The sequence below is a fragment of the Bradyrhizobium sp. 1(2017) genome, assembly GCF_011602485.2.
Taxonomy (GTDB): domain Bacteria; phylum Pseudomonadota; class Alphaproteobacteria; order Rhizobiales; family Xanthobacteraceae; genus Bradyrhizobium.
On the sequence record NZ_CP050022.2, the window covers coordinates 4660565 to 4682578 of the forward strand.

Annotated in this window: 20 protein-coding genes; 11 read left to right on the forward strand and 9 right to left on the reverse strand. The window is 65.4% G+C overall.

Annotated elements, in window-relative coordinates; genetic code table 11:
- Window positions 1-73: 73 nt before the first annotated feature.
- Entirely contained in the window at window positions 74-502 is a 429-nt protein-coding gene (locus tag HAP40_RS22085) for a PaaI family thioesterase (protein ID WP_145630112.1), read from the reverse strand.
- 87 nt (window positions 503-589) lie between these two features.
- Here HAP40_RS22085 and HAP40_RS22090 point away from each other — a divergent pair, with 87 nt between their 5' ends.
- The 4 genes from HAP40_RS22090 (at window position 590) to HAP40_RS22105 (ending at window position 4124) form a co-directional block, all read left to right on the forward strand.
- Window positions 590-1414, forward strand: a complete 825-nt coding sequence (locus tag HAP40_RS22090) for an enoyl-CoA hydratase (protein ID WP_166815728.1) — start codon at window positions 590-592, stop codon at window positions 1412-1414.
- Window positions 1415-1554: 140 nt separating this feature from the next.
- Window positions 1555-2139 carry a CoA-binding protein gene (locus tag HAP40_RS22095; RefSeq protein WP_166815727.1) on the forward strand — a complete coding sequence of 195 codons (585 nt, stop codon included), beginning with the start codon at window positions 1555-1557 and terminating at the stop codon, window positions 2137-2139.
- Window positions 2140-2276: 137 nt separating this feature from the next.
- Window positions 2277-3557 (forward strand): O-acetylhomoserine aminocarboxypropyltransferase, encoded by a 1281-nt coding sequence (locus HAP40_RS22100; RefSeq protein ID WP_166815726.1) that lies wholly within the window; start codon window positions 2277-2279, stop codon window positions 3555-3557.
- A gap of 222 nt (window positions 3558-3779) precedes the next feature.
- A complete protein-coding gene (locus HAP40_RS22105; protein WP_166815725.1) occupies window positions 3780-4124 on the forward strand; it encodes a hypothetical protein in 345 nt (114 codons plus the stop codon).
- A 7-nt stretch (window positions 4125-4131) separates the two neighbouring features.
- Here HAP40_RS22105 and HAP40_RS22110 read toward each other — a convergent pair whose 3' ends face one another.
- Window positions 4132-5214 carry a COX15/CtaA family protein gene (locus HAP40_RS22110; protein WP_166815724.1) on the reverse strand — a complete coding sequence of 361 codons (1083 nt, stop codon included), beginning with the start codon at window positions 5212-5214 and terminating at the stop codon, window positions 4132-4134.
- A gap of 109 nt (window positions 5215-5323) precedes the next feature.
- Here HAP40_RS22110 and HAP40_RS22115 point away from each other — a divergent pair, with 109 nt between their 5' ends.
- The gene (locus tag HAP40_RS22115) at window positions 5324-5545 is read left to right on the forward strand and encodes a DUF2842 domain-containing protein (protein ID WP_166815723.1); all 222 of its coding nucleotides are present in this window, start codon (window positions 5324-5326) and stop codon (window positions 5543-5545) included.
- Here HAP40_RS22115 and HAP40_RS22120 read toward each other — a convergent pair.
- The gene (locus HAP40_RS22120) at window positions 5529-6578 is read right to left on the reverse strand and encodes a polysaccharide deacetylase family protein (protein ID WP_166815722.1); all 1050 of its coding nucleotides are present in this window, start codon (window positions 6576-6578) and stop codon (window positions 5529-5531) included. The genes HAP40_RS22115 and HAP40_RS22120 overlap by 17 nt on opposite strands.
- 129 nt (window positions 6579-6707) lie before the next feature.
- On the opposite strand from HAP40_RS22120, the gene HAP40_RS22125 reads away from it, so the two are divergent.
- On the forward strand, window positions 6708-7889 hold the full coding sequence (locus HAP40_RS22125) for a GNAT family N-acetyltransferase (protein ID WP_166815721.1): 1182 nt from the start codon (window positions 6708-6710) through the stop codon (window positions 7887-7889).
- A 199-nt stretch (window positions 7890-8088) separates the two neighbouring features.
- Here HAP40_RS22125 and HAP40_RS22130 read toward each other — a convergent pair whose 3' ends face one another.
- Together HAP40_RS22130 and HAP40_RS22135 are read right to left on the reverse strand one after the other, a co-directional pair.
- A complete protein-coding gene (locus HAP40_RS22130) occupies window positions 8089-9243 on the reverse strand; it encodes an integrase core domain-containing protein (RefSeq protein ID WP_166815720.1) in 1155 nt (384 codons plus the stop codon).
- Between the two features lie 143 nt (window positions 9244-9386).
- A complete protein-coding gene (locus HAP40_RS22135; RefSeq protein ID WP_166815719.1) occupies window positions 9387-11672 on the reverse strand; it encodes a GumC family protein in 2286 nt (761 codons plus the stop codon).
- 204 nt (window positions 11673-11876) lie between these two features.
- Here HAP40_RS22135 and HAP40_RS22140 point away from each other — a divergent pair, with 204 nt between their 5' ends.
- The 3 genes from HAP40_RS22140 (at window position 11877) to HAP40_RS22150 (ending at window position 16122) form a co-directional block, all read left to right on the forward strand.
- Window positions 11877-13010 (forward strand): glycosyltransferase family 4 protein, encoded by a 1134-nt coding sequence (locus HAP40_RS22140; RefSeq protein WP_166815718.1) that lies wholly within the window; start codon window positions 11877-11879, stop codon window positions 13008-13010.
- 117 nt (window positions 13011-13127) lie between these two features.
- Entirely contained in the window at window positions 13128-14678 is a 1551-nt protein-coding gene (locus tag HAP40_RS22145; RefSeq protein ID WP_166815717.1) for an undecaprenyl-phosphate glucose phosphotransferase, read from the forward strand.
- Window positions 14679-14865: 187 nt separating this feature from the next.
- Window positions 14866-16122 carry an O-antigen ligase family protein gene (locus HAP40_RS22150; RefSeq protein WP_166815716.1) on the forward strand — a complete coding sequence of 419 codons (1257 nt, stop codon included), beginning with the start codon at window positions 14866-14868 and terminating at the stop codon, window positions 16120-16122.
- Here HAP40_RS22150 and HAP40_RS22155 read toward each other — a convergent pair.
- Complete coding sequence (locus tag HAP40_RS22155) at window positions 16091-16567, reverse strand: MarR family transcriptional regulator (RefSeq protein WP_166815715.1); 477 nt, start codon at window positions 16565-16567, stop codon at window positions 16091-16093. The genes HAP40_RS22150 and HAP40_RS22155 overlap by 32 nt on opposite strands.
- Before the next feature lie 147 nt (window positions 16568-16714).
- On the opposite strand from HAP40_RS22155, the gene HAP40_RS22160 reads away from it, so the two are divergent.
- A complete protein-coding gene (locus HAP40_RS22160) occupies window positions 16715-17911 on the forward strand; it encodes an FAD-dependent monooxygenase (protein WP_166815714.1) in 1197 nt (398 codons plus the stop codon).
- A gap of 129 nt (window positions 17912-18040) precedes the next feature.
- Here the strand turns inward: HAP40_RS22160 and HAP40_RS22165 are convergent, their stop codons facing one another.
- The 3 genes from HAP40_RS22165 to HAP40_RS22175 are packed head-to-tail and all read right to left on the reverse strand — an operon-like array spanning window position 18041 to window position 20836.
- On the reverse strand, window positions 18041-19219 hold the full coding sequence (locus tag HAP40_RS22165) for a saccharopine dehydrogenase family protein (RefSeq protein ID WP_166815713.1): 1179 nt from the start codon (window positions 19217-19219) through the stop codon (window positions 18041-18043).
- A 9-nt stretch (window positions 19220-19228) separates the two neighbouring features.
- Window positions 19229-20011, reverse strand: coding sequence for a DUF169 domain-containing protein (locus HAP40_RS22170; RefSeq protein ID WP_166815712.1), 783 nt, complete (start codon window positions 20009-20011; stop codon window positions 19229-19231).
- Window positions 20012-20068: 57 nt separating this feature from the next.
- Window positions 20069-20836, reverse strand: a complete 768-nt coding sequence (locus HAP40_RS22175) for a YdcF family protein (protein ID WP_166819407.1) — start codon at window positions 20834-20836, stop codon at window positions 20069-20071.
- A 167-nt stretch (window positions 20837-21003) separates the two neighbouring features.
- Between HAP40_RS22175 and HAP40_RS22180 the strand changes: the two genes are divergently transcribed.
- Window positions 21004-21945, forward strand: a complete 942-nt coding sequence (locus tag HAP40_RS22180; protein WP_166815711.1) for an acetamidase/formamidase family protein — start codon at window positions 21004-21006, stop codon at window positions 21943-21945.
- Window positions 21946-22014 lie beyond the last annotated feature (69 nt).

Below are 22014 nucleotides of genomic sequence, written 5' to 3' on the forward strand. Positions count from 1 at the left end.
ATGCCCGCAGATGGAAAATATTCCCGTAATATCATGCACTTAAAAATATGGTATCAAGATACCCGCAAAAACATCAAACATTTGGAATGGAATAGGTCGAGGTGACATGCGCGATCGGATCGGGCGAGCTTCCGGACAGCAGCTTCACCTCCCCGACCGCCAGGCGCTTGCCGAGCTTGAGCAGCCGGGCTTCCGCCAGCACGTCCTGCCCGGGCTGGCCCTTGCGCAGGAAATTGATGTTGAGATTTGTGGTGACCGCGAGCCCGATCGGCCCGATCGCCGACAACAGGACCACGTACATCGCGAAATCGGCGAGCGCCATCAGCGTCGGGCCGGACACGGTTCCGCCCGGCCGCAGCATCCTTTCGCTATAGCGCTGCCGCAGGAGGCAGGTCTGGCCGTCGGCGCTTTCGATCGTGATGTCATCGCCGCTGAAGGCCTGGGGAAACTCGTGACGGAGAAACTGCTCGAGCTCCGCCACGCTCATTTTCGCTAACGCCATGCTCCGCCTCACCCTCGCTTCACGTCCTCTGTTACATTAAGTTATCTGCGTCATCCAAATGCAATGATCCAGACGGAAACGCTTCCAATGTCCGCCCAGGCCGCCCGCGCCCCCTCCCCGCAACCGCCGATCCTGCTGCGCGAGACCGCAGGCCCGATTGCGATCCTGACCCTCAACCGCCCGGCCGCGCGCAACAGCCTCTCGGAGGCGATGATCGCAAGCCTGCATGCCGAACTCGACGCGATCCGCGACGACAAGGCGGTCCGCGGCGTCGTGATCGCGGCCAACGGTCCCGCCTTCTCGGCCGGCCACGACATGAAGGAGCTGACCGCGCGCCGCGCCGACCCCGATCGCGGCCGCGCGTTCTTCGCAGGGATGATGAATGCCTGCAGCGCGATGATGCAGGCGATCGTGCACCTGCCCAAGCCCGTGGTCGCATCCGTGCAAGGCATTGCGACCGCAGCGGGCTGCCAGCTCGTGGCAAGCTGCGATCTGGCGATCGCCTCGGAGGCGGCGAGCTTCGCCACGCCCGGCGTCGACATCGGCCTGTTCTGCTCGACCCCGATGGTGGCGCTGTCGCGCAACGTGCCGCGCAAGCAGGCCATGGAAATGCTGCTCACGGGCGAGCCGATCCCGGCCGCCCGCGCCCGCGAGATCGGGCTCATCAATCGCGTCGTCCCCGCCGGGACCGAGCGCGCCGCCGCAATTGCGCTGGCGGAAAAGGTCGCGCTGAAATCCGCCTACACCGTCAAGCTCGGCAAGGAGGCGTTCTACCGCCAGGCCGAGATGAGCCTTGCAGACGCCTATCGCTATGCGACAGAGGTGATGACCGAGAACATGATGGCTCGCGACGCCGAAGAAGGCATCGGCGCCTTCATCGAGAAGCGCACGCCGACATGGCGGGATGAGTGAAATTCGTCATTGCGAGCCAATGGGTCCGCGCGAAGCGCGGCCCGACGGGCTCGTGAAGCAATCCACGAATCCCTTCGCGGAAACGGACTGGATCGCTTGGTCGCTTCGCTCCTCGCAATAACAAGGAAAAAGAACGACAAATGAACCACGACGCCTATCCCGACAATTACATCCGCGGCATCCTCAACAGCGTGAAGTCGATCGCGATGGTCGGCGCCTCGCCGGTCAATGTGCGGCCGAGCTATTTCGCGTTCAAATATCTGGCGCAGCGCGGCTACGACATGATCCCGGTCAATCCCGGCCATGTCGGCAAGGAGCTGCTGGGAAAGCCTTTCGTCGCCTCGCTCTCCGACATCGGCCGTCCCATCGACATGATCGACATCTTCCGCAATTCCAGTCACATCATGCCCGTGGTCGAGGAGGCGCTGACGCTCGACCCGCTGCCGAAGGTGATCTGGATGCAGCTTGGCGGGCGTGACGATGTGGCGGCCGCGAAAGCCGAATCGGTCGGCATCAAGGTGGTGATGAACCGCTGTCCCAAGATCGAATACGGCCGCCTGTCGTCCGAGATCTCCTGGATGGGCGTGAATTCGCGCACGCTCAGCTCCAAGCGGGCTCCTGCGCCGACGCAGGGCATGCGTCTATCCCTCAATCGGATGAGCGTCGGCGGCGGCGACACGGCCGCCTCCGATCGCGCCGCCAAAAACAAGACCGAGCAAGGCTGACGCGATCGCGAAGGATTCATTTCGTCATCGCGACAATGCGTAGCACGATCGTTTCGATGTGAAGCGGCGGCTTGACGGCGGGCACCACGCCGATCAGCATGCCGCGCGATTTCAGACCAAGAGAACAGGACGCCTCAATGAGCGATCGCCTTCCGGGATTTTCCACGCTCGCCGTGCATGCCGGTGCACAGCCCGACCCCACCACCGGTGCGCGCGCAACGCCGATTTATCAAACCACCTCTTTCGTCTTCAACGACGCCGACCACGCCGCATCTCTGTTCGGCCTCCAGGCGTTCGGCAACATCTATACCCGCATCGGCAATCCGACCAACGCAGTGCTGGAAGAGCGCGTCGCCGCGCTCGAAGGCGGCACCGCGGCGCTTGCGGTGGCCTCGGGCCACGCCGCCCAGGTCGTGATCCTGCAGCAATTGCTCCAGCCCGGCGACGAGTTCATCGCGGCGCGAAAGCTCTATGGCGGCTCGATCAACCAGTTCACGCACGCTTTCAAGAGCTTCGGCTGGAACGTGGTGTGGGCCGATCCCGATGACATCGCGAGCTTCGAGCGCGCGGTGACGCCGCGCACCAAGGCAATCTTCATCGAGTCCATCGCCAATCCCGCCGGCAGCATCACCGACATCGAGGCGATCTCGACGGTGGCGCGCAAGGCGGGCGTGCCGCTGATCGTCGACAACACGCTGGCCTCGCCCTATCTGATCCGCCCGATCGACCACGGCGCCGACATCGTCGTGCACTCGCTGACGAAATTCCTGGGCGGTCACGGCAATTCCCTCGGCGGCATCATCGTCGACGCCGGCACCTTCGACTGGTCCGCAGGCGGCAAATATCCGATGCTCTCGGAGCCGCGGCCCGAATATCACGGCATCCGCCTCCAGGAGACCTTTGGCAATTTCGCCTTCGCAATCGCCTGCCGCGTGCTGGGCTTGCGCGACCTCGGGCCGGCGCTGTCGCCGTTCAACGCCTTCATGATCCTGACCGGCATCGAGACATTGCCGCTGCGCATGCAGAAGCACTGCGAAAACGCCAAGGCAGTCGCCGAATTCCTCGCGGGACATCCGGCGGTGGCCTCGGTCAGCTATGCCGGCCTTCCGAGCGACAAGTACAATCAGCTCGCACGCAAATATGCACCGAAGGGCGCAGGCGCCGTGTTCACCTTCAGCCTGAAGGGCGGCTATGACGCCGGCGTCAGCCTGGTGTCGAAACTGCAGCTGTTCTCGCATCTGGCCAATGTCGGCGATACCCGCTCGCTGGTGATCCACCCGGCCTCGACCACGCACAGCCAGCTCGACGATGCCGCCAAGGTCAAGTCCGGCGCCGGCCCCGACGTGGTGCGGCTCTCGATCGGCATCGAGGACAAGGAAGACCTGATCGCGGACCTGGAGCAGGCGCTGGGCGCGTAAGCCTCTGAGTCATTCCAGGGCGCGCGTAGCGCGAACTCTGGTGCGCAATTTGCGCACCAGAGAATCCCGACCTTGCCTGATCATCTCTGGGTTCCGGGTTCGGTCCTGTCGGACCGCCCCGGAATGACAGCGGCGCCGTTTTAACGACCGCCCCGTTAACAGTCATTAACCATGTCTGCCGCATACATCGTCTCTGGATCGCCCCTTGATTCGGAGCCGAGGATGCTGCGCTGGATGGTACCCGCCCTTGCGGCAATGCTGACTATCTCCGGCGCCCTCGCCGCCGACCTGCCGGCCACGCCGAGGCGGCGGGCCGCCGCTCCGCCGCCCGAGCCGCCGAAAGTCTGGGTCGAAACTGACCCGGACGCACTGATCTCGCCGGCTTATGGCATCGGCAGCTACATCCGCAATCTGCCGGGAACGCCGCTACTGCCCGGCTCGCACACGCTGCCGGGCTATTACGGCCGCCCGTGGGACTACGATTATCAAGGCGCATACTACGGCGGACCGCAGGTCGATTATTACTGGCGACTGCCCTACGCCTGCGGCGTTTACGGCTATTGCTGATCAGCGATCAGCTGACCTGACCGAGCGGAACTGCACGCGGCTGCGCTTGCACGGATTGCCGCGAGGCCAGACGCTCCACCTGCATCACGGAAAGAGTCAACACCACGATTGCGACCGCCTGATGCGCGAGCGCGAGGCCAATCGGGACCTGATTGAGCAGCGTGAGGATGCCCAGCACCGCCTGCAGGCTCACCGCCGCGAACAGCCACAGCGCGCCGCTCGCAGCTGGACCTGCGCGCGAGCGCACCGCGTCGATGGCGTGCAGCGCCGTCAGCGCGAACAGCAGATAGGCTGTCATGCGGTGCTCGAACTGCACCGTCAGCACGTTGTCGAACATGTTGCGCCACCACGGCGTCTCGAACCACAGCCGTTCGGCCGACGGAATCAACGCGCCGTCGATCTGCGGCCAGGTGTTGTAGGCTCGCCCGGCGCGCAGTCCCGCGACCAGCGCGCCGAAATAGATCTGCACGAACGTCACGACAAGAAGCAGCGCGCTCGTGAACCGGAGCCGCGCCGGTGCTGCGATCCGCGGCCGCTCCTTGAGCCGCCGCACGGTCCAGACGATGCCCGCGAAGATCAGAAGCGCGAGCATCAGATGCGTCGCCAGCCGATATTGCGACACCTCGGTGCGTTCCGTGAGGCCCGAAGCCACCATCCACCAGCCGACCGCCCCCTGAAGCCCGCCCAGCGCGAACAGCAGCCAAAGCCGCCGCTTCAATTCACCGGAGAGGCCGCCGCGCCACAGGAAGAACAGGAACGGCAGCAGATAGGCTACGCCGATGAAACGGCCGAGAAACCGGTGGCTCCATTCCCACCAGAAGATCTCCTTGAACTCGGACAGGCTCATGCCCGCGTTGAGCTCGCGATATTGCGGGATCTTCTTGTAGGCCTCGAACGCTTCGGTCCATTGCGCCTCGGTGAGCGGCGGCACGCTACCCGTGACCGGCTTCCATTCGACGATCGAGAGGCCGGATTCCGTGAGCCGCGTCGCGCCGCCGACCAGCACCATCAACGCGATCAGCCCGGCCACGGCGATCAGCCACGCGCGCAAGGCGCGATGCGGTTCGGACGAGGCGCAAATCGACGTCATTCGGGGCAAAAACCAGGACTTGAACCAGGGAGGCTTGAACCGGACTGCGCGCCCCTTATAGTCCCCCGCTCCCGCAGCGCAAGTTACGCGAAAGCCACGATATTCCGTCATGACGATCCGCACCCGCAAGTTCCTCGGCGCCATCCTGCTCCTGGTGCTGGCCACGGTCTGGGCCCTGCTCGGCATGGCGGCGGCGCAGATGCCGTGGATCGCCGAGTCCGGCTGGCGGCAGGCGATCTACTATGTGGTGGTCGGCCTGGGCTGGGTGCTGCCGGCGATGCCGATCGTGAGCTGGATGCAGCGGCCAGACCGCGTCAAGTCCGGCTCGTAACGCTGCCCGTCGGCTTCACCGGCGCGAAGGCAACACCCGAGACCAGCACGCGCAGCATGCGCAGCGACTGCAGCCGGCCGTCCCAGGAGATCCGCGGCAGCGCGCGCAGATTGGTGCGTCCTTCCGCATCCACGATGCCCGGGATCGTCGAGACGGCGCTGGCATAACCGGCCTCTTCCGCCATCACGACATGGCTGCGCCGGAATGCGGCGCGGTCCCCGAACGGAAAGGCGAGATGGCGGATCTCGCGCCCGAACGCCGCTTCCGCGACCGCCTTGCCCATCGTCATCTCGCGCAGCGCGGCTGCGTCCTTCATGTTGGCGAGTACGGGATAATTCACGGTCGCATTGCCAATCGTCACCAGCGGATCGGCAGCGAGCCTCGCGAGGTCCTCCCAATCCATCGACGCCTCGCGCGAGAGCGTGGCAAGATCGATCCGGTAGCGCGTGCAGAGATCGGCGATCGCCACCGACAGCTCCGCCGGCGGCAGCGAGCGCAACCAGCCCTCGAGATAGGAAAACAGCGCGCGCTTGCCGGCATTGTCGGTGACGGTGAAGCGCTGCTCCTTCTCGCCCATCATCAGGCTGACGCGGCCCTCGCGCGCAATCACCCGTTCGAGCCCGAGCCACCAGGCCTCGCCGACGCCATCGGGGAACGCGGTGGGGACATAGATCGTGAAGGGCTCGCCGTGGCGCGCCAGCACCGGATAGGCGAAGTTGATGAGGTCCTTGGTGGCGCCATCGAACGTCAGCGCCACGAAGCGGCGCTTTTCCGGCAGTGTCACCGCGCGGCGGCAGACCTCGTCCATGCCGAGGAAGTCATACTTCCAGCGCTGCAGCGCACGAATGGCGCGGTCGAGGAATTGCGGCGTGATCTCGTGCTCGCGCAGCGGCTGAAAGGCGCCGCGCCGGCGCGGCCGCACGCGTTGAAAGCGCAGGATGGCGCCGGCACCGCGGCCGCGCAGCGCCGCCTGACCGCTGAACCAGGCCAGCTCGAGCCGCAGCCGCTCCAGCCATCTGTCGTCGGATGCCAAGGTTCCACCTTCGCGCACGCTGGCGCCTTGTTCCCTGTCCTATCGTCATTACCCTTTGTTGACCTTTCTTTGCAAAGGTCGGCCAGAGGCCGAACTACGTCTATTTTGATTTCTCGACAGGTTTCGCAAATGACCATGGCTGCGGCGATGCAAAGCCGGACGGCAGAAGCGCCAGCGCGGTCGAAAGCGAGCCGCATCGCCCATGTCGATATCGTCACCGATCTCGGCGAGGTCGAGGCGGCCTGGCGCGCCTTCGAGCAGAGCGGCCACCTCTTCACGCCCTATCAGTGCTTCGACCTGCTCGGCCCCTGGCAGCAGCTGGTCGGTGCCCGCGAAGGGGCGCGCCCTTTCGTCGTGATCGCCCGCGACGCCGAGCACCGGCCACTGCTGCTGCTGCCGCTGTCCCTTCACCAGAGCCACGGCGTGCGCACAGCCTGCTTCATGGGCGGCAAGCACACGACCTTCAACATGGGCCTGTGGGACGCCGAATTCGCGGCGCAGGCGGTTCTCGCCGATCTCGACGCGCTGCTCGCGCCGCTCCGCAAGCACGTCGACGTGCTCTCGCTGACGCAGCAGCCCGAGCGCTGGCACGACCAGCAGAACCCGTTTGCGCTGCTGCCGCGGCAGAGCTCCATCAACGGCTGCCCGTTGCTGGCGATGGAGCCGGGCGGACCGCCCGAATCGCGGATCAGCAATTCCTTCCGTCGCCGCCTCAAGAGCAAGGAGAAGAAGCTCCAGGCCCTCGCCGGCTACCGCTACCATCTCGCGACGGCCGATGCCGACATCGTGCGCCTGCTCGACTGGTTCTTTCGCGTCAAGCCGGCGCGCATGGAGGAGCAGAAGCTGCCGAACGTCTTCGCAGAGCCCGGCGTCGAGCAGTTCATCCGCCGCGCCTGCCTGTCCCGGCGCGGAGATGGACGCGTGATCGACATCCACGCGCTCGAATGCGACGAGGAGGTGATCGCGATCTTCGCGGGCGTTGCCGACGGCCAGCGCTTCTCGATGATGTTCAACACCTACACGATGTCCGAGCACGCCCGGTACAGCCCGGGCCTGATCCTGATGCGCTACATCATCGACCACTGCGCCGGGCACGGCTACCGCTCGCTCGACCTCGGCATCGGTTCGGACGACTACAAGCGGATGTTCTGCAAGGACGACGAAGACATCTTTGACAGCTTCGTTCCCCTGACCTCGCGCGGAAAGCTCGCGGCAATGGCGATGTCGTCATTGAACCGCGGCAAGCGGCTGGTGAAGCAGAACCAGATGCTGTTCGACCTCGCCCGCAGGCTGAGGCAGGCGTTCGGGTAAGAATTCTCCGCTTGCGAGGTGCCCTTCCTTCTTCCCTTGCGGGAGAAGGTGGCGCGCGAATGCGCGCCGGATGAGGGGTATGTCTCCGCTCGCAGGACCGTTCGTGAGGATAGAACCCCTCACCCGTCTCGCCGCTATGCGGCGATGTCCAGCGGATGGATGGGTAACACAATAGACCGGATGGATAGGTGACAGTCGTTCATGATTTGATCAGCTGCGGCGCTGCGCTAGCGCAGCGCCGCAGCTCGCGTGTTTGCTGGTCGATGATGCCGATCGGCACGTCGAAGAAGCGCACTTGCCAGGCTCCGTCCTCGGTTTCCTCGACAGCGACTGCTTCACCGCCGAGAGCGCTGCAGATGTGGATGAGGTCGCCACGCCATTTGATCTCGCCGTTGGAGCGAACCTGGCGAACCGCGGCTTCGGATGGATAATCAGGCTTGGGAAGCCGCCTTGGCATCTCACGGGGCGAAGGCTGATAGCAGCTGGCAGGCGGGCGCTGGCCAAGCGCTTCGTGCGGCCGCTCTTCATTGTAGTCGCGTGCAAATGCCGAGAACCGACGAGCCTGCGCCGCCCGGGTTGGCGGCGGTGGCCGCATGGCTTCCAGAAGCGTGAGGTGAAAGCGCTCGTGCCGGCCGTTCTGCTGCGGGTGGCCAGGATCAATCCGTTCATGACGGATACCAAGCTTGATCCACCATACCGACAGCGCCGTCAGGCCGGTGGTTCCGGTCGAGGCGAATGGCGAGCCGTTGTCGGAGCGGATGATCTGCGGCAAGCCGTACTCGCGAAACGCCCGCTCCAGCAGTGGTTGGCATTCGCCATATTGCGTGCTGCCCGTCGCCGCCAAACTAATCAAATAGCGGCTGAAGCCGTCGGTCACTGTGAAGGGTTCAACCCGAGAGCCGTCGCCCAGTCGAATCCAGCCCTTGTGATCGAGAGCCCATACATGGTTGGCATGCCGAGGTACCGTCAGCTGCCCCATGCGCGGCGGCGCTCGTCGCCGCACCCGGCGACTGCTGACCAATCCCGCCCGTTTAAGAATCTCGCCTGCCGTCGAGGCCGACGGCCAATCGACGTCCCCTTGCCGAGCCTCGAGCCTGCTCACGATCTTGCGCGGTCCCCAGCTCGGCCGCTCAAGCCGCAGCCCCACGATCGCATCCACGATGTGCCGTGGTGTCGCGCGCCCATGCACCCGCGCGGCGTGGGAGCGTTCCGCAAGCCCCCCAGGCCCCTCCAGCCGGTAGCGTTCCAACCATTTGTAACCGGTCTTGCGACTGATCTCGTAGCGGTCGCAAAGCTCCGTCATCGTCCACAATCCGCTTCGCTGATCCGCGATGAACTTAATCCGTTGGTCCATTGCGCAGCTCTCTCGCCAAGGCATCGGCTGTTCCTCCCAGCCGACAGAGAACTGTCACCTATCCATCCGGTCTATTGTGTTACCTATCTATCCGGTCTGGACAGCGAGCCACCCTCTCCCGCAGGGGGAGAGGGCAAGAAAGATCAAGCCGCCACCACGCGCGGCACTTCCACGGCGTCCGACGGCTGCACCGGCTTGTTCAGCATCGTCACGTCGCTGAAGCCGACCGCCCTCAGCTGCTCGCACATCAGCGTGCGTGCATCGACCGCCATCGATCCGTCCGGCACCACGACGGCGCGGGCATGCGCCGTCAGCAGGTCCGCCGGCAGGTCGGAGGCGCTGCCGGCATCGATCAGGACGTGGTCGTAGGCCCGAAGCAGCGCATCGATCGCGAGCGTCACGCGCGGCGATTGCAACAGGCTGCGGTCGAAGCCGGGGCGGCCGGCCATCACCAGATGCAATCGTGAAAGCTTGTCCCGGGTGATGACCTGCGCGAAAGTCGCCTCGCCCTGCATCAGCTCGGCAAGGCCCGGCGCGGACGCATCGACCGACACAGCGGCAATGGTCGGCGATGACGCAGCGAGATCGACCACGACGACGCGCGCGTCGCGCGCCAGATGCCTGGCAAGCGTCAGCGCCGACAGCGTGATCGATTCACCGGCCGCGGTGCCGAGCACCGTGACTTTCTTCGCCGCCGCGCCTGCCCGGCGCAGGCTGTCGGCCAACTGCTCGATCTCGGTGAATTCGGAGATGTCGGCTTCGGCCGTCATCGCCGGCTGAAGCGACGGCTCCGGCTCGTCCACGACTGGATCGATGATCGGCGCGGCCACCGGCTCGGCCACCGGCTCAACCATCACGTCACGGCGCACCGGCGCCCGTGACGGCAGGACCGCCCCCACCGCGCGCGGCGCGGTCTGGCGCAGCAGCTCGCCGGTGACGACGACACCGGACGACAGCAGCAGCGTCGCGATGGTCGCGATCAGCACGATCGGCAGCTTCTTCGGATAGGCCGGCGTATTCGAGACGATGGCGCGCGAGATGATGCGGCCGTCCGTCGGCGCGGTGTCGATGGTCTCGCGGGTGTTGGCCTCGCGGTATTTGGCGAGATAGGTTTCCAGCAGGTCGCGCTGCGCCTTGGCTTCGCGTTCGAGCGCGCGGAGCTGCACGTCCTGGCCGTTAGTGGACGCCGCCTGCTTCTTGAGCTGCTCGAGGCTCGTCGTCAGACCGTCGACCCGGCTGCTGGCGATACGCGCGTCGCTTTCGAGCGTGCGCGAGATCTTGGCCGCCTCGTCGCGGATCTGATTGTCGAGGTCGCCGAGCTGCGCCTTCAACTCCTTGATCCGCGGATGATTGCCGAGCAGCGTGGACGATTGCTCGGCGAGCTGCGCGCGCAGCGTCACCCGCTGCTCCGACAGCCGCCGCATCAATTCGGAGTTCACCACCTCCGACGCCTCGATCGGCTTGCCGCTCTGGAGCATTTCGCGGATCAGCTTCGCCTTGGATTCCGCGTCGGCCTTGATCGAGCGCGCGTTGTTGAGCTGCGTGTTGATCTCGCCCATCTGCTGGTTCGACAGCGTGGTGTTGTTGGTGCCGACGAACAGGCTCGACTTGGAGCGGAAGTCCTCGACCCGCGCCTCGGCGTCGGAGACCTTCTTGCGCAGGTCCTCGATCTCGCCGGCCAGCCACTGGCTGGCGCTCTTGGCCTGCTCCTGGCGCGCGCTCTGCTGGAGCACGAGGTAACCCTCGGCGATCGAGTTGGCGACGCGCTCGGCAAGCTCCGGATCGGCGGACTGGAAGTCGACGACGATCACGCGCGACTTGTCGACGGCGTAGGCCTGCAGGCGCTCGTAATAGGCATCCAGCACGCGCTCTTCCGGCGTCATCGAGAACGGATCGCGGCCGATGCCGATCAGCGCCGCCAGCGATTTCAGCGGGGAAATGCCTTGCAGCACCGGATCGAATTCGGGGCGTTCCGCGAGCTTGTTCTTCTTGATGATCTCGCGCGCGAGATCGCGCGACAGCACGAGCTGCACCTGGCTGGTGACGGCCTCGGCGTCGAGCGCTTGCCGCTCCTCGGTGCGGTCGCTGCTCGGGCGCAGGAACACGTTCTCGCGCCCGTCGATCAGGATGCGAGCTTCGGATTTGTAGCGCGGCGTGACGAGGTTCACGATGGCGATCGATCCGACGAGCACCAGCATCATCGGCACGATGATCCAGCGGCGCTTGCGCGCCAATGCCCCGCCGAGCGCGTGCAGGTCGATGTCGCCGGCTTCGACGTGCGCCTGCTTCGCGACGACCGGCGCAGGCTTTGCCTCGATCTTGCTTTCGATCTTCGCCTCGATCTTGGGCGCGGCTTCGGCCCTGGATTTCGAGACAGCCCGCTCGATCACCGCCTTGTCCTTGCCGGCACGCCAGAACGCTAAACGCATCGAACACTCCCGCAGGCAACGCTGCGACTCTACCTCAGCCGCGGCGATTACACTCCATTAAGGTTGCCGCTGGGTTAATCGCGGCGTCCCGCCGACCGGCGCGCGCACGCTCGTCACCATTTGTTAACCACGAGGCCCCTTAATCCCTCTCGATTATTTCGTGACAATTGTTCGGTTTTCGCCGCCAAAGCGCTGGTTTTGATCATGCCCCCCACCCCCGACCGGCCGCTTCGCATCCTGCACGCCGTGCGCGCGCCAGTCGGCGGCATCTTCCGCCACATCCTCGACGTCGCCAATGGCCAGGTCGACCGTGGTCATCATGTCGGCATCCTCGCCGACAGCCTCACCGGCGGCGAACGCGCCGACAAGGCACTTGCCGAGCTCGCACCGCGGCTCAAGCTCGGCGTGCACCGGCTCGCGATCCGCCGCGAACCGTCGCCCGACGACGTCCTGGTGTGGCTTCGCATGCGGCGGCTGATTGCCGCGCTCAAGCCCGACGTCATGCACGGCCACGGCGCCAAGGCCGGCGCCTTCATCCGCATGCGTCGGCGCTCCGACGACACCATCCGCATCTATACGCCGCATGGCGGCTCGCTGCATTATCCCCTCAACACCTTCAAGGGCGAGTTCTACGCGCGGCTTGAGCGCACGCTGATGGACGCGACCGACCTGTTCCTGTTCGAGAGCGCGTTTGCCCGCGACACCTATCAACGCATCGTCGGCACGCCCAAGGGCGTGGTGCATTGCGTCTTCAACGGCGTCACGCCCGAGGAGTTCGAGCCGGTCGCGATCGCCGACGATGCCACCGATCTCGCCTATGTCGGCGAGTTCAGGCACATCAAGGGTGCGGATCTCCTGGTCGATGCCGTGGCGCGCCTGCACGAAGGCGGCAAGAAGGTCACGCTGACGCTCGGCGGCGACGGCGAGGAAACCGCGGCGCTGAAAGCGCAGGTCGAGCGGCTCGGTCTTTCCACCGCGATCCGCTTCATCGGGCACGTCAAGGCGCGTTACGGCTTCTCCAAGGGGCGCCTGCTGGTCGTTCCCTCGCGAGGCGATTCCATGCCCTATGTGGTGATCGAGGCGGGCGCGGCCGGCATTCCCATGATCGCGTCCCGCATCGGCGGCATCCCCGAGATCTTCGGCTCCGAGAGCCCGGCCCTGTTCTCGCCGAGCGATCCCGAAGCCATGGCCGAGGCGATCGCGGCCGCCATCGACGATCCGCAGACGACGGCGCAGCGCGCCGTGTCCTTGCGCGAACGCATCTCGGCGCATTTCTCGCAAGCCGCCATGGTTGACGGCGTGCTCGCCGGCTATCGCGACGCATTTGCCAATCATTAACCATCCTTAACTCCGCTTTAGAAAATCTTCCGATTTGTTCGATAATCGAAGTGCCAGGGGATGCTTGCCCGGGCACGCAAGGCCGTGCCGGGGGCTTTGGAATGGACGTGGACGCCCGTGGAACCGCTCAACGCACGCTCGATGCTCGATGCCGCGACCAGCGCCGCGGCAAAGCCCGCCGACCGCCCCTTCGTCGAGCGCCGCCGCCGGCTCTCACCCGCCGCGCTTGAAGTCGTCAATCAGAAAGTCGCCCGCGCCTATTCGCCGATCGTGATTGCCGGCTTCGTCCGTCTGGTTGATTTCGCGCTGCTCAGCCTTGTCGGCATTGCGCTCTATGTCGGCTATGTCATGCCGCTCGCCGGCGCCTTCAGCTGGGTTTATCCCGCCGAGGTCGTCGCGGTTGCGGTCGCCGCCGTGGTCTGTTTCCAGGCCGCAGACATCTACCAGGTGCAGTTGTTCCGTGGTCAGCTCCGGCAGATGACGCGGATGATCTCGTCCTGGTCGTTCGTCTTCCTGCTGTTCATCGGCATCTCCTTCTTCGCCAAGTTCGGCAGCGAAGTGTCGCGGCTGTGGCTTGCCGCCTTCTATTTCCTCGGGCTCGCCGCGCTGATGGCCGAGCGTCTCATCCTGCGCTCGCTGGTGCGCGCCTGGGCGCGCGAGGGCCGGCTCGACCGCCGCACCATCATCGTCGGCGCCGACAGCAATGGCGAGCAATTGGTCGAGGCGCTGAAGGCGCAGGAGGATTCCGACATCCACGTGCTCGGCGTGTTCGACGACCGCAACGACAGCCGCGCGCTCGACACCTGCGCCGGCGCGCGCAAGCTCGGCAAGGTCGACGACATCGTCGAGTTCGCCCGCCGCACCCGCGTCGACCTCGTGCTGTTCGCGCTGCCGATCTCGGCGGAGACGCGCATCCTGGAGATGCTGAAGAAGCTCTGGGTGCTGCCGGTCGACATTCGCCTCTCCGCGCACACCAACAAGCTGCGCTTCCGGCCCCGCTCCTATTCCTATCTCGGCGAGGTGCCGACGCTGGACGTGTTCGAGGCGCCGATCACCGACTGGGACCTGGTGATGAAATGGCTGTTCGACCGCGTCGTCGGCAGCCTCGCGCTGCTCGCCGCCCTGCCGGTGATGGGACTGGTGGCGCTGGCGGTGAAGCTCGACAGCCCCGGCCCGGTGCTGTTCCGCCAGAAGCGCTTCGGCTTCAACAACGAGCGCATCGACGTCTACAAATTCCGCTCGATGTACCACCATCAGGCCGATCCGACCGCCTCGAGGGTCGTGACCAAGAACGATCCGCGCGTCACCCGCGTCGGTCGCTTCATCCGCAAGACCAGCCTGGACGAGCTGCCGCAGCTCTTCAACGTGGTGTTCTCCGGGAACCTCTCGCTGGTCGGGCCGCGTCCGCATGCGGTGCAAGGCAAGCTCCAGAGCCGCCTGTTCGACGAAGCCGTCGACGGCTATTTCGCCCGCCACCGCGTCAAGCCGGGCATCACCGGCTGGGCCCAGATCAACGGCTGGCGCGGCGAGATCGACAATGAAGAGAAGATCCAGAAGCGCGTCGAGTTCGACCTCTATTACATCGAGAACTGGTCGGTGCTGTTCGACCTCTATATTCTCCTGAAGACGCCGATCTCGCTGCTGACCAAGAACGAGAACGCGTATTGAGTTTTGTAGTGCTCGAGCCCCACTGTCATCGCCCGGCTTGACCGGGCGATCCAGTAATCGCCGGCAGCGGAAACTGCCACGAACAGCTCGGCGTACTGGATGCCCCGCCCCCGTGCGCAAGGGCGCACTAGGCGGGGCATGACGGCGAAAGTTATGTCTACGAGTTGCGTAAGCGTATGAGTGTGTGATGGCGTATGCGGCGACAGCCGGCGAAGTGAAATTGGCCGCACCGGCTGCGCCCGGCGTGCTGGCGCTCCAGCGCGCGCTGGTGTGGCTGGTCGGCGCTTGCAGCGCCATCGTGTTCATCGAGCCGAGCCCCTACGAAATCGCGACGCTGCTCGCGACCGTCGCCTTCTTCGCCACCGGCCTGCGGCTGAAGCTCGTGCTGATGCCGCTGGTGCTGGTGCTGATCCTGCTCAATGTCGGTTACACGATCAGCGCGATCCCGCTGTTCGAGCAGTCTGAGGTGGTGAGCTGGATCGCGACCTCGTGGTACATGGCGGTGACCGTGGTGTTCTTCGCGATGGTCATCTCGGAAGACACCACGGCGCGGCTCGACATGCTGCGCCGCGGGCTCGTGGTCGGCGCGATGGTCGCTTCACTCGCGGCGGTCGCCGGCTATTTCCACCTGGTCCCGGGCGGAAACGACCTCCTGACGCTCTATGGTCGCGCGCGTGGCACGTTCAAGGACCCCAACGTGCTCGGCGCCTTCCTGATCCTGCCGGCCCTGTTCGCGCTCGAGAGCGTGGTCTCGGACAAGCTCGGCAAGGCATTCCGCAACGTCATCGCCTTCGGCATCATGTCGCTGGCGATCCTGCTTGCCTTCTCCCGCGCGGCCTGGGGCGGCCTCGTGCTGACCTCCGCCTTCATGCTGGCGCTGATGGTGCTGACCAGCCGCACCAATGCGCAGCGCTCGCGCATCGTCATCATGGCAATCGTCGCGGCGGTGCTGGGCCTCGCGCTGATCGCGGTGCTGCTGTCATTCGATGCCACCGCCGAGATGTTCAAGCAGCGCGCCAGCTTCGACCAGAGCTACGACGAGGGCCGCTTCGGACGGTTCGGCCGGCACATCCTCGGTGCGGAGATGGCGCTCGACCTGCCCTTCGGCATAGGTCCCCTGCAGTTCCACCGCTTCTTCCCCGAGGACACCCACAACTCCTACCTCAACGCCTTCATGTCCGGTGGCTGGCTCTCCGGCGTGTGCTATCCCGCGCTGGTCTTCACCACAGTCATCATGGGCTTCAGGCACATTTTCGTGCGCGTGCCCTGGCAGCGCGCTTATCTTGCCGTGTTCGCCGCCTTCGTCGGCACCGTCGGCGAAAGCTTCGTGATCGACACCGACCACTGGCGGCACTTCTGGATGATGCTGGGCACGATGTGGGGCATGATCGCGGCTGCGCAGGTCTACAAGCTCAGGGCCGGCGAGGACGCTCCTTCAGCTTGAGAGCGGGACGCTTCTCCGGCGGCGTATCGAGCAGGCCCTTCAGAGCCTCCGTCGCCGCGACCACACCCTTGTAGCCCTCATTGGTGAAGCGCAGCAGCAGGCGTAACTCTTCGTCCGAATAGCCGCCGCAAACCTTCTCCATGGCCTCCTGCATCGGCACATAGAACTGGCCGATCTTCATCGCGGCCTCCGGCACGACGGCGATGAACACCTTGCGGCGGTCTTTCTCGTCGCGTTCACGGCGGACGAGGCCCGCCTTTTCGAGCCGGTCGACCACGCCGGTGATGGCGCCCGTCGTGAGCCCCGTGACCTCGGCAAGACGGCCCGCGGTGACGCGTCCCTCGAGATAGAGGATGTCCATGCATTCGAGGTCGGAATTGGCAATTCCGGCAACGTTCGCAACGGTTTGGCCGTAGAGCACGCCCTGCGCGGAGGACCTGCGCATCGCCTCCTCCAATTCCCCCAACAACGCCGCGCGCGCCTTCGTCCTTGACAAGGCCAACCTCTTCTCTTACTCGATATATATCTTAGTCACTAAGAGATTTAGCGACCGTAATTTCTCCTAGCACCACGGAAACGTCGGGAGCAAGCCATGTCCAGCCGTCCTCGCAAGGCCTTGATCATCGGCGCCGGCATCGCCGGGCCTGTCGCCGCGATCCTGCTGCGCCGGGCCGGCATCGAGTCCGCGATCTATGAGGCGTGGCCCTACTCGAAGGGCATCGGCGGCGGCCTTCAGATCGCTCCGAACGGCATGCATGTCATGGACGAGATCGGCCTTGCGAAGGAGCTGGTCAGCCGCGGCTCGGTCGCAGAGTCTTTCGACTTCTATTCGCAAGCCGGCGAGCGGCTCGGCTCGATCAACCGCGACATGGAACGGCGCTTCGGCCAGCCGGCCGTCAACGTCTGCCGCGCCACGCTGAACGAAATCCTGATCGACAAGGCCTGGTGCGCCTGCGTCTCGCTCTATTTCGAGAAACGCCTGATCAAGATCGAGGACCGCGGCGACCAGCCGATCATCGCCTATTTCGCCGACGGCACCACCGCCGAAGCCGACTTCCTGATCGGCGCCGACGGCGTGCATTCGGTGGCACGGCGACAGGTGGTGCCGGACGGACCGCAACCGTTCAACACCGGCCTGATCGGCTTCGGCGGCTTCGTCCCGCATGCCGCGCTCGATGGCCGGCCGATCGGCCGGCACGTCGAGACGACGTTCGGACAGAGCGGCTTCTTCGGTTACGGCTATTGCAGCCCCGATCCCAACGACGGCGTGATGTGGTGGAGCACGCAGCCCGCGCACGATATGGACGCCGCGATGTTCCGCGCGCTTGACGAGGCCACGCTGAAGCAGCATCTGCGCGACTTCCACCGCGGCTGGCACGAACCGATCCCCGCCATCATCGAAGCGGCCGAGAACATCGTCGTCACCGACACGCTCGACGTCGCGACCCTGCCGACCTGGTCGCGCAAGCGCTCGCTGCTGATCGGCGATGCCGCGCATGCGACCAGCCCCCATGCCGGCCAGGGCGCTTCGCTCGCGCTAGAGGACGCGATGCGGCTCGCGCGCTTGATGCAGGAGGGCCAGGAGCTCGGCGCCACCTTCCAGGCCTTCGAGGCCGAACGCCGCCCGCGCACGGAAAAGATCGTCGCCATGGCGCGGCGCAACGGCAACAGCAAGCGGGAGTTCAGCGCCTCCGGCGCATGGATGCGCAATCAGATGATGAAATGGCTGCTGCCGCTGGGATCGAGGAGCATGGAGTTCATGTACGCGTACGACGCGCGCGCGGCGTAAGCACACGCCGCCATAGGGTGGGCAAAGGCGCAACGCGCCGTGCCCGCCATCTCTCCGCAATCGCGATGGACGTGGTGGGCACGCTCCGCTTTGCCCACGCTGCGACAGCGTGCGAGCGGAAAGACGGCGCTACGCTTCCACCGCAAACGTCAATCCAGCATGATCGACCAGCCGCTTGATCAGCTTGTGCTGCATCGCTGCGCCCGGGGTCCAGAAGCCGGCCGGAACGTCCGCTGCATCACGCAGCAGGCAGATCGCGCATTCGGAGATCATCTTCGAGGTCGAGCCGTAGCCGGGATCGCGGTCGCCGGTGACGCCGGCGCGTACCATGCGGCCGTCGGGCGCGATCGCGACGTAAAGCAGATTGAAGAGGCCGTTTTCGCGCTCCTCCTTCGACGGCCCCTCGCCCGGCTTTGGCGCGTTCGGGCCGGTCTTCTCGGCGTTGGCTGCCATCACGCGCTTCGCATTGGCCTCGCCCTTCTCGCCGGGACCGGTCAGGACCATCTCGTCGTAGACGAACTCCTTGCCGTAGGGAAAGCCCATCAGCATGTTGGAGCGGTGGACGTTGCGCGTGTTGATCAGCGCCATCATGAACGGCGCGGCCCAGGATTGCAGATCCTCCTCGTAAGCCGCCCTGTTGCCCTTCGGTTGCTTCGGACCTGCGAACCCGGGCGTCAGCGCAAAATGATCGTTGAGGATGGCGACGAGGCTGAGGTCCTTGGCGACCGCATCGAAGGTCGCTTTCGCACTCGCGGCGGTGCCGCCCGACAGCGTGCCGCGCATGTCGCGCACACGGCCCTTCACGCGCGCGGCCGGCGCGCCGAACACGCGTCTGGCTTCTTCCTGCACGAAGAAGGTTCCAAGCTCGAACGGCACGGAATCATAGCCGCAGGAGAACACGATGCGCGCGCCGCTCGCCTTGGCCGCCGCATCGTATTTGTCGATCATCTGCCGCATCCAGACCGGCTCGCCGCAGAGATCGAAATAAGCCACACCCGCACCGACGCAGGCCGCGAGCAGGTCCTCGCCATAGAATTGATACGGCCCGACCGTCGTGATCACAGACCTGGTCTGCGCCACCATCGCCTTCAGCGAGACCGCGTCCGACGCGTCCGCAACGATCAGCGGCGTGTCGGCAGGCGCACCGATCGCATCGCGGACCGATTTCAGCTTGTCGAGGCTGCGGCCCGCCATCGCCCATTTCAGCGCCGTGTCGTTCTTGTAATGCGCCGCCAGATATTCGGCCACGAGCTGGCCGGTGAAACCGGTCGCGCCGTAAACGACGATGTCGAATTTCGCAGAGCTCATGATCGGCCTTTACTTCTTCGCGTAGCTCACGCCCATGCCGGCACGGACGTCGCTTTGAATACCATAGGGCGGGATCGGATAGCGCAGACCGTTCCTGGCCAGCGCCTTCATGCCCTCGATCGCCTTGGCGAGATGCGACGGCTTGAGCGCCATCAGCATCTCCTCGTCCGGCACGCCGCCATAGCGCCGTTCGGCATAGCATGGCAAGGACAGGCTGGGCTCGCCGGTCTTGAGCGCCCGCCCCCAGGAATCCGCGCAAGCGGTCTCGCCGACGACGCCCCATTCGAACTTCTTGTAGCCGGTATATTGCAGCCCGTTGATCAGGATGATCATCTGCCCCGGCGTTGCATAGACCAGGCAGATGTCGGGCGGATCGAGCCGGCCGCTCGCCAGCGGACTGACGACGAGCGCCTGATACTGCCCGAACGGCACCACGTCCAGCGCCTCCTGGCGCTTGCGCGCGTCGTCCGCGGTGCCGTGCCAGACCCCGACATAGTTCGCGCCGGCGAGCCATGTCTCGTCCTGCGGCGCAAGCCCGATCACCGCGCGGCATTGCGCGCCGACGAGATCGTCGGCGGTGATGCCGACGGTCCAGCCCAGACGCGCGGCCATGCTGACGATCTGGTCGGTGGTGTGGATCGCATTCGGCCGGCGGATCTTCGGGATCGCCTCCATGTCCGCCGCGCGCGCGAACAGCTTCATGCCGATCACATTCGTCTTCAGCCGCAGCAGATTGTTGAGATCGGCGACGAGGCCGGCAAGATCGATCCTGTCTGCGCTCTGCTCCTGCATGGCGTTCCCTCCTTGCCGGCGATCGCGCGCCGCGTTTCTTGCTTTTCAGTCCTCGTTTTAATCCTTGCCCGGTCCCGGAAGCAACTCGCCGGTCCTGCCCATCAGGCGGTACGCCACGAGGCCGATCCACTCGCGCACGGCAACGTCGGTTCGTCGGAGGCCGTCCGCGCCCGAATTGGTGAAGGAGAAGAGATTGTCCCGTCCGCCCATTCGCCAGTCCACGGGATAGGCCTCGACGTCGAATCCGGCCTTGCGGAAGATTCCCATCGAGCGCGGCATGTGAAACGCCGACGTCACCAGGAGCCAGCGCTCGCCCGGCTTTGGCGATACCAATTGCTTGGTGAAGATCGCGTTCTCCCAGGTGTTGCGGGAGTTGCGCTCGAGGATCAGGCGTTCCTTCGGGATGCCGATGGCCTCCAGGACCGGCGCGGAATAGTCGGCTTCCCTCGACTCGGTCGAGATCAGGTTCGACGTGCCCCCCGTGAAGACGATGCGTGCATTGGGATAGCGGCGCGCAAGCTCGGCCGGCGCAAACAGACGATCGGCCGCGTGCGCGATCACCGGCGTGCGATGCGCCGCCGACAGATCGGTGTCGACGGAGCCGCCAAGCACGATGATGCCGTCGGGCGCACCGCGCGACGGGTCCCAGGGCGCAAAGCGCGATTCCAGCGGATAGAGCAGGAGATTGCCGAGCGGCGAGAACGCAGCGAGCGCGAGCAGGACCAGCGTGACCACCGCAAGCTTGCGGCCGAATGCGGCAAAGCGCGTCGCCATCAGCACCACGGACAGGATGCCGAGCTCGACCAGGAGGTTGATCGGCAGCAGCGCGATCCCGAGGGTCTTGGAAAGCGTGAAAAACAGGGGAGCCTCGCTCGAATGGTCGTGCCTGCCATATGCGGGCTTGACCGGCCCGGCCTTCTTCAGAAATCTTCTTGGAAGAGGATCGATCGCCGGGTCAAGCCCGGACCGATGAAACCAAGCGGACGCGGCAAATGACCCATCATCACCTGCATTCCAGCCCCGAAACCTGTCATTGGGGCTTCTTCGAAGCCGCGCTCGAGCCCGTCCTCACCGTGGCCAGCGGCGACGAGGTGACGGTCGACACCATCAGCGGCGGTCCGGACATGCTGCCCGACCGCGACGCCTTCCACATTCCGCCGGAGATGCACGAGGTTCACGCCAGGAACGAGCGCATGCTGCCCGGCCACATCCTCACCGGTCCGATTGCGGTCGAGGGCGCCGAGCCCGGGGACGTGCTTGCGGTCGAGATCCTCGACGTTCAGCTCCGGCAGGATTGGGGCTGGAACATGATCAAGCCGCTGTCCGGCACCCTGCCCGACGATTTCCACGAGACGCGCATCCTGAACATCCCGCTGGACCGGTCGCGGATGGTCGGCCGCATGCCGTGGGGCCTCGACCTGCCGCTCAAGCCGTTCTTCGGCGTCATGGGCGTGTCACCACCGCCGGCGTGGGGCCGCATCTCCTCGCTGATCCCGCGCGCGATGGGTGGCAATCTCGACAACAAGGAGCTCGGTGCGGGTGCGACGCTGTATCTGCCGGTGTTCGTTCCGGGCGCGCTGTTCTCCTGCGGCGACGGCCACGGCGTGCAGGGCGACGGCGAGGTTTGCGTCACCGCGATCGAGACCGCGCTTCGGGGCCGCTTCCGCCTGACGCTGCGCAAGGACCTGAAGTTCGACTATCCCCGCGCCGAGACGGCGACGCACTACATGACCATGGCGATGGATCCCGATCTCGACCAATGCGTGGTGCGCGCGCTGCGCGACATGATCGCGCTGCTCGGCGAGCGGCGAAACCTGTCGCGCCAGGACGCCTACACGCTGTGCAGCCTGGCCGCCGATCTGCGGGTGACCCAGACCGTCAACGGCGCCAAGGGCATCCATTGCATGATCGAAAAGGCGATCGTGCACGGCTGATCCGGCCCCGCCTTTCCCGACCCATCGACGCCAGGCCGCCGCCGGCCATCCCGCGCGGCGCGCTTTGCC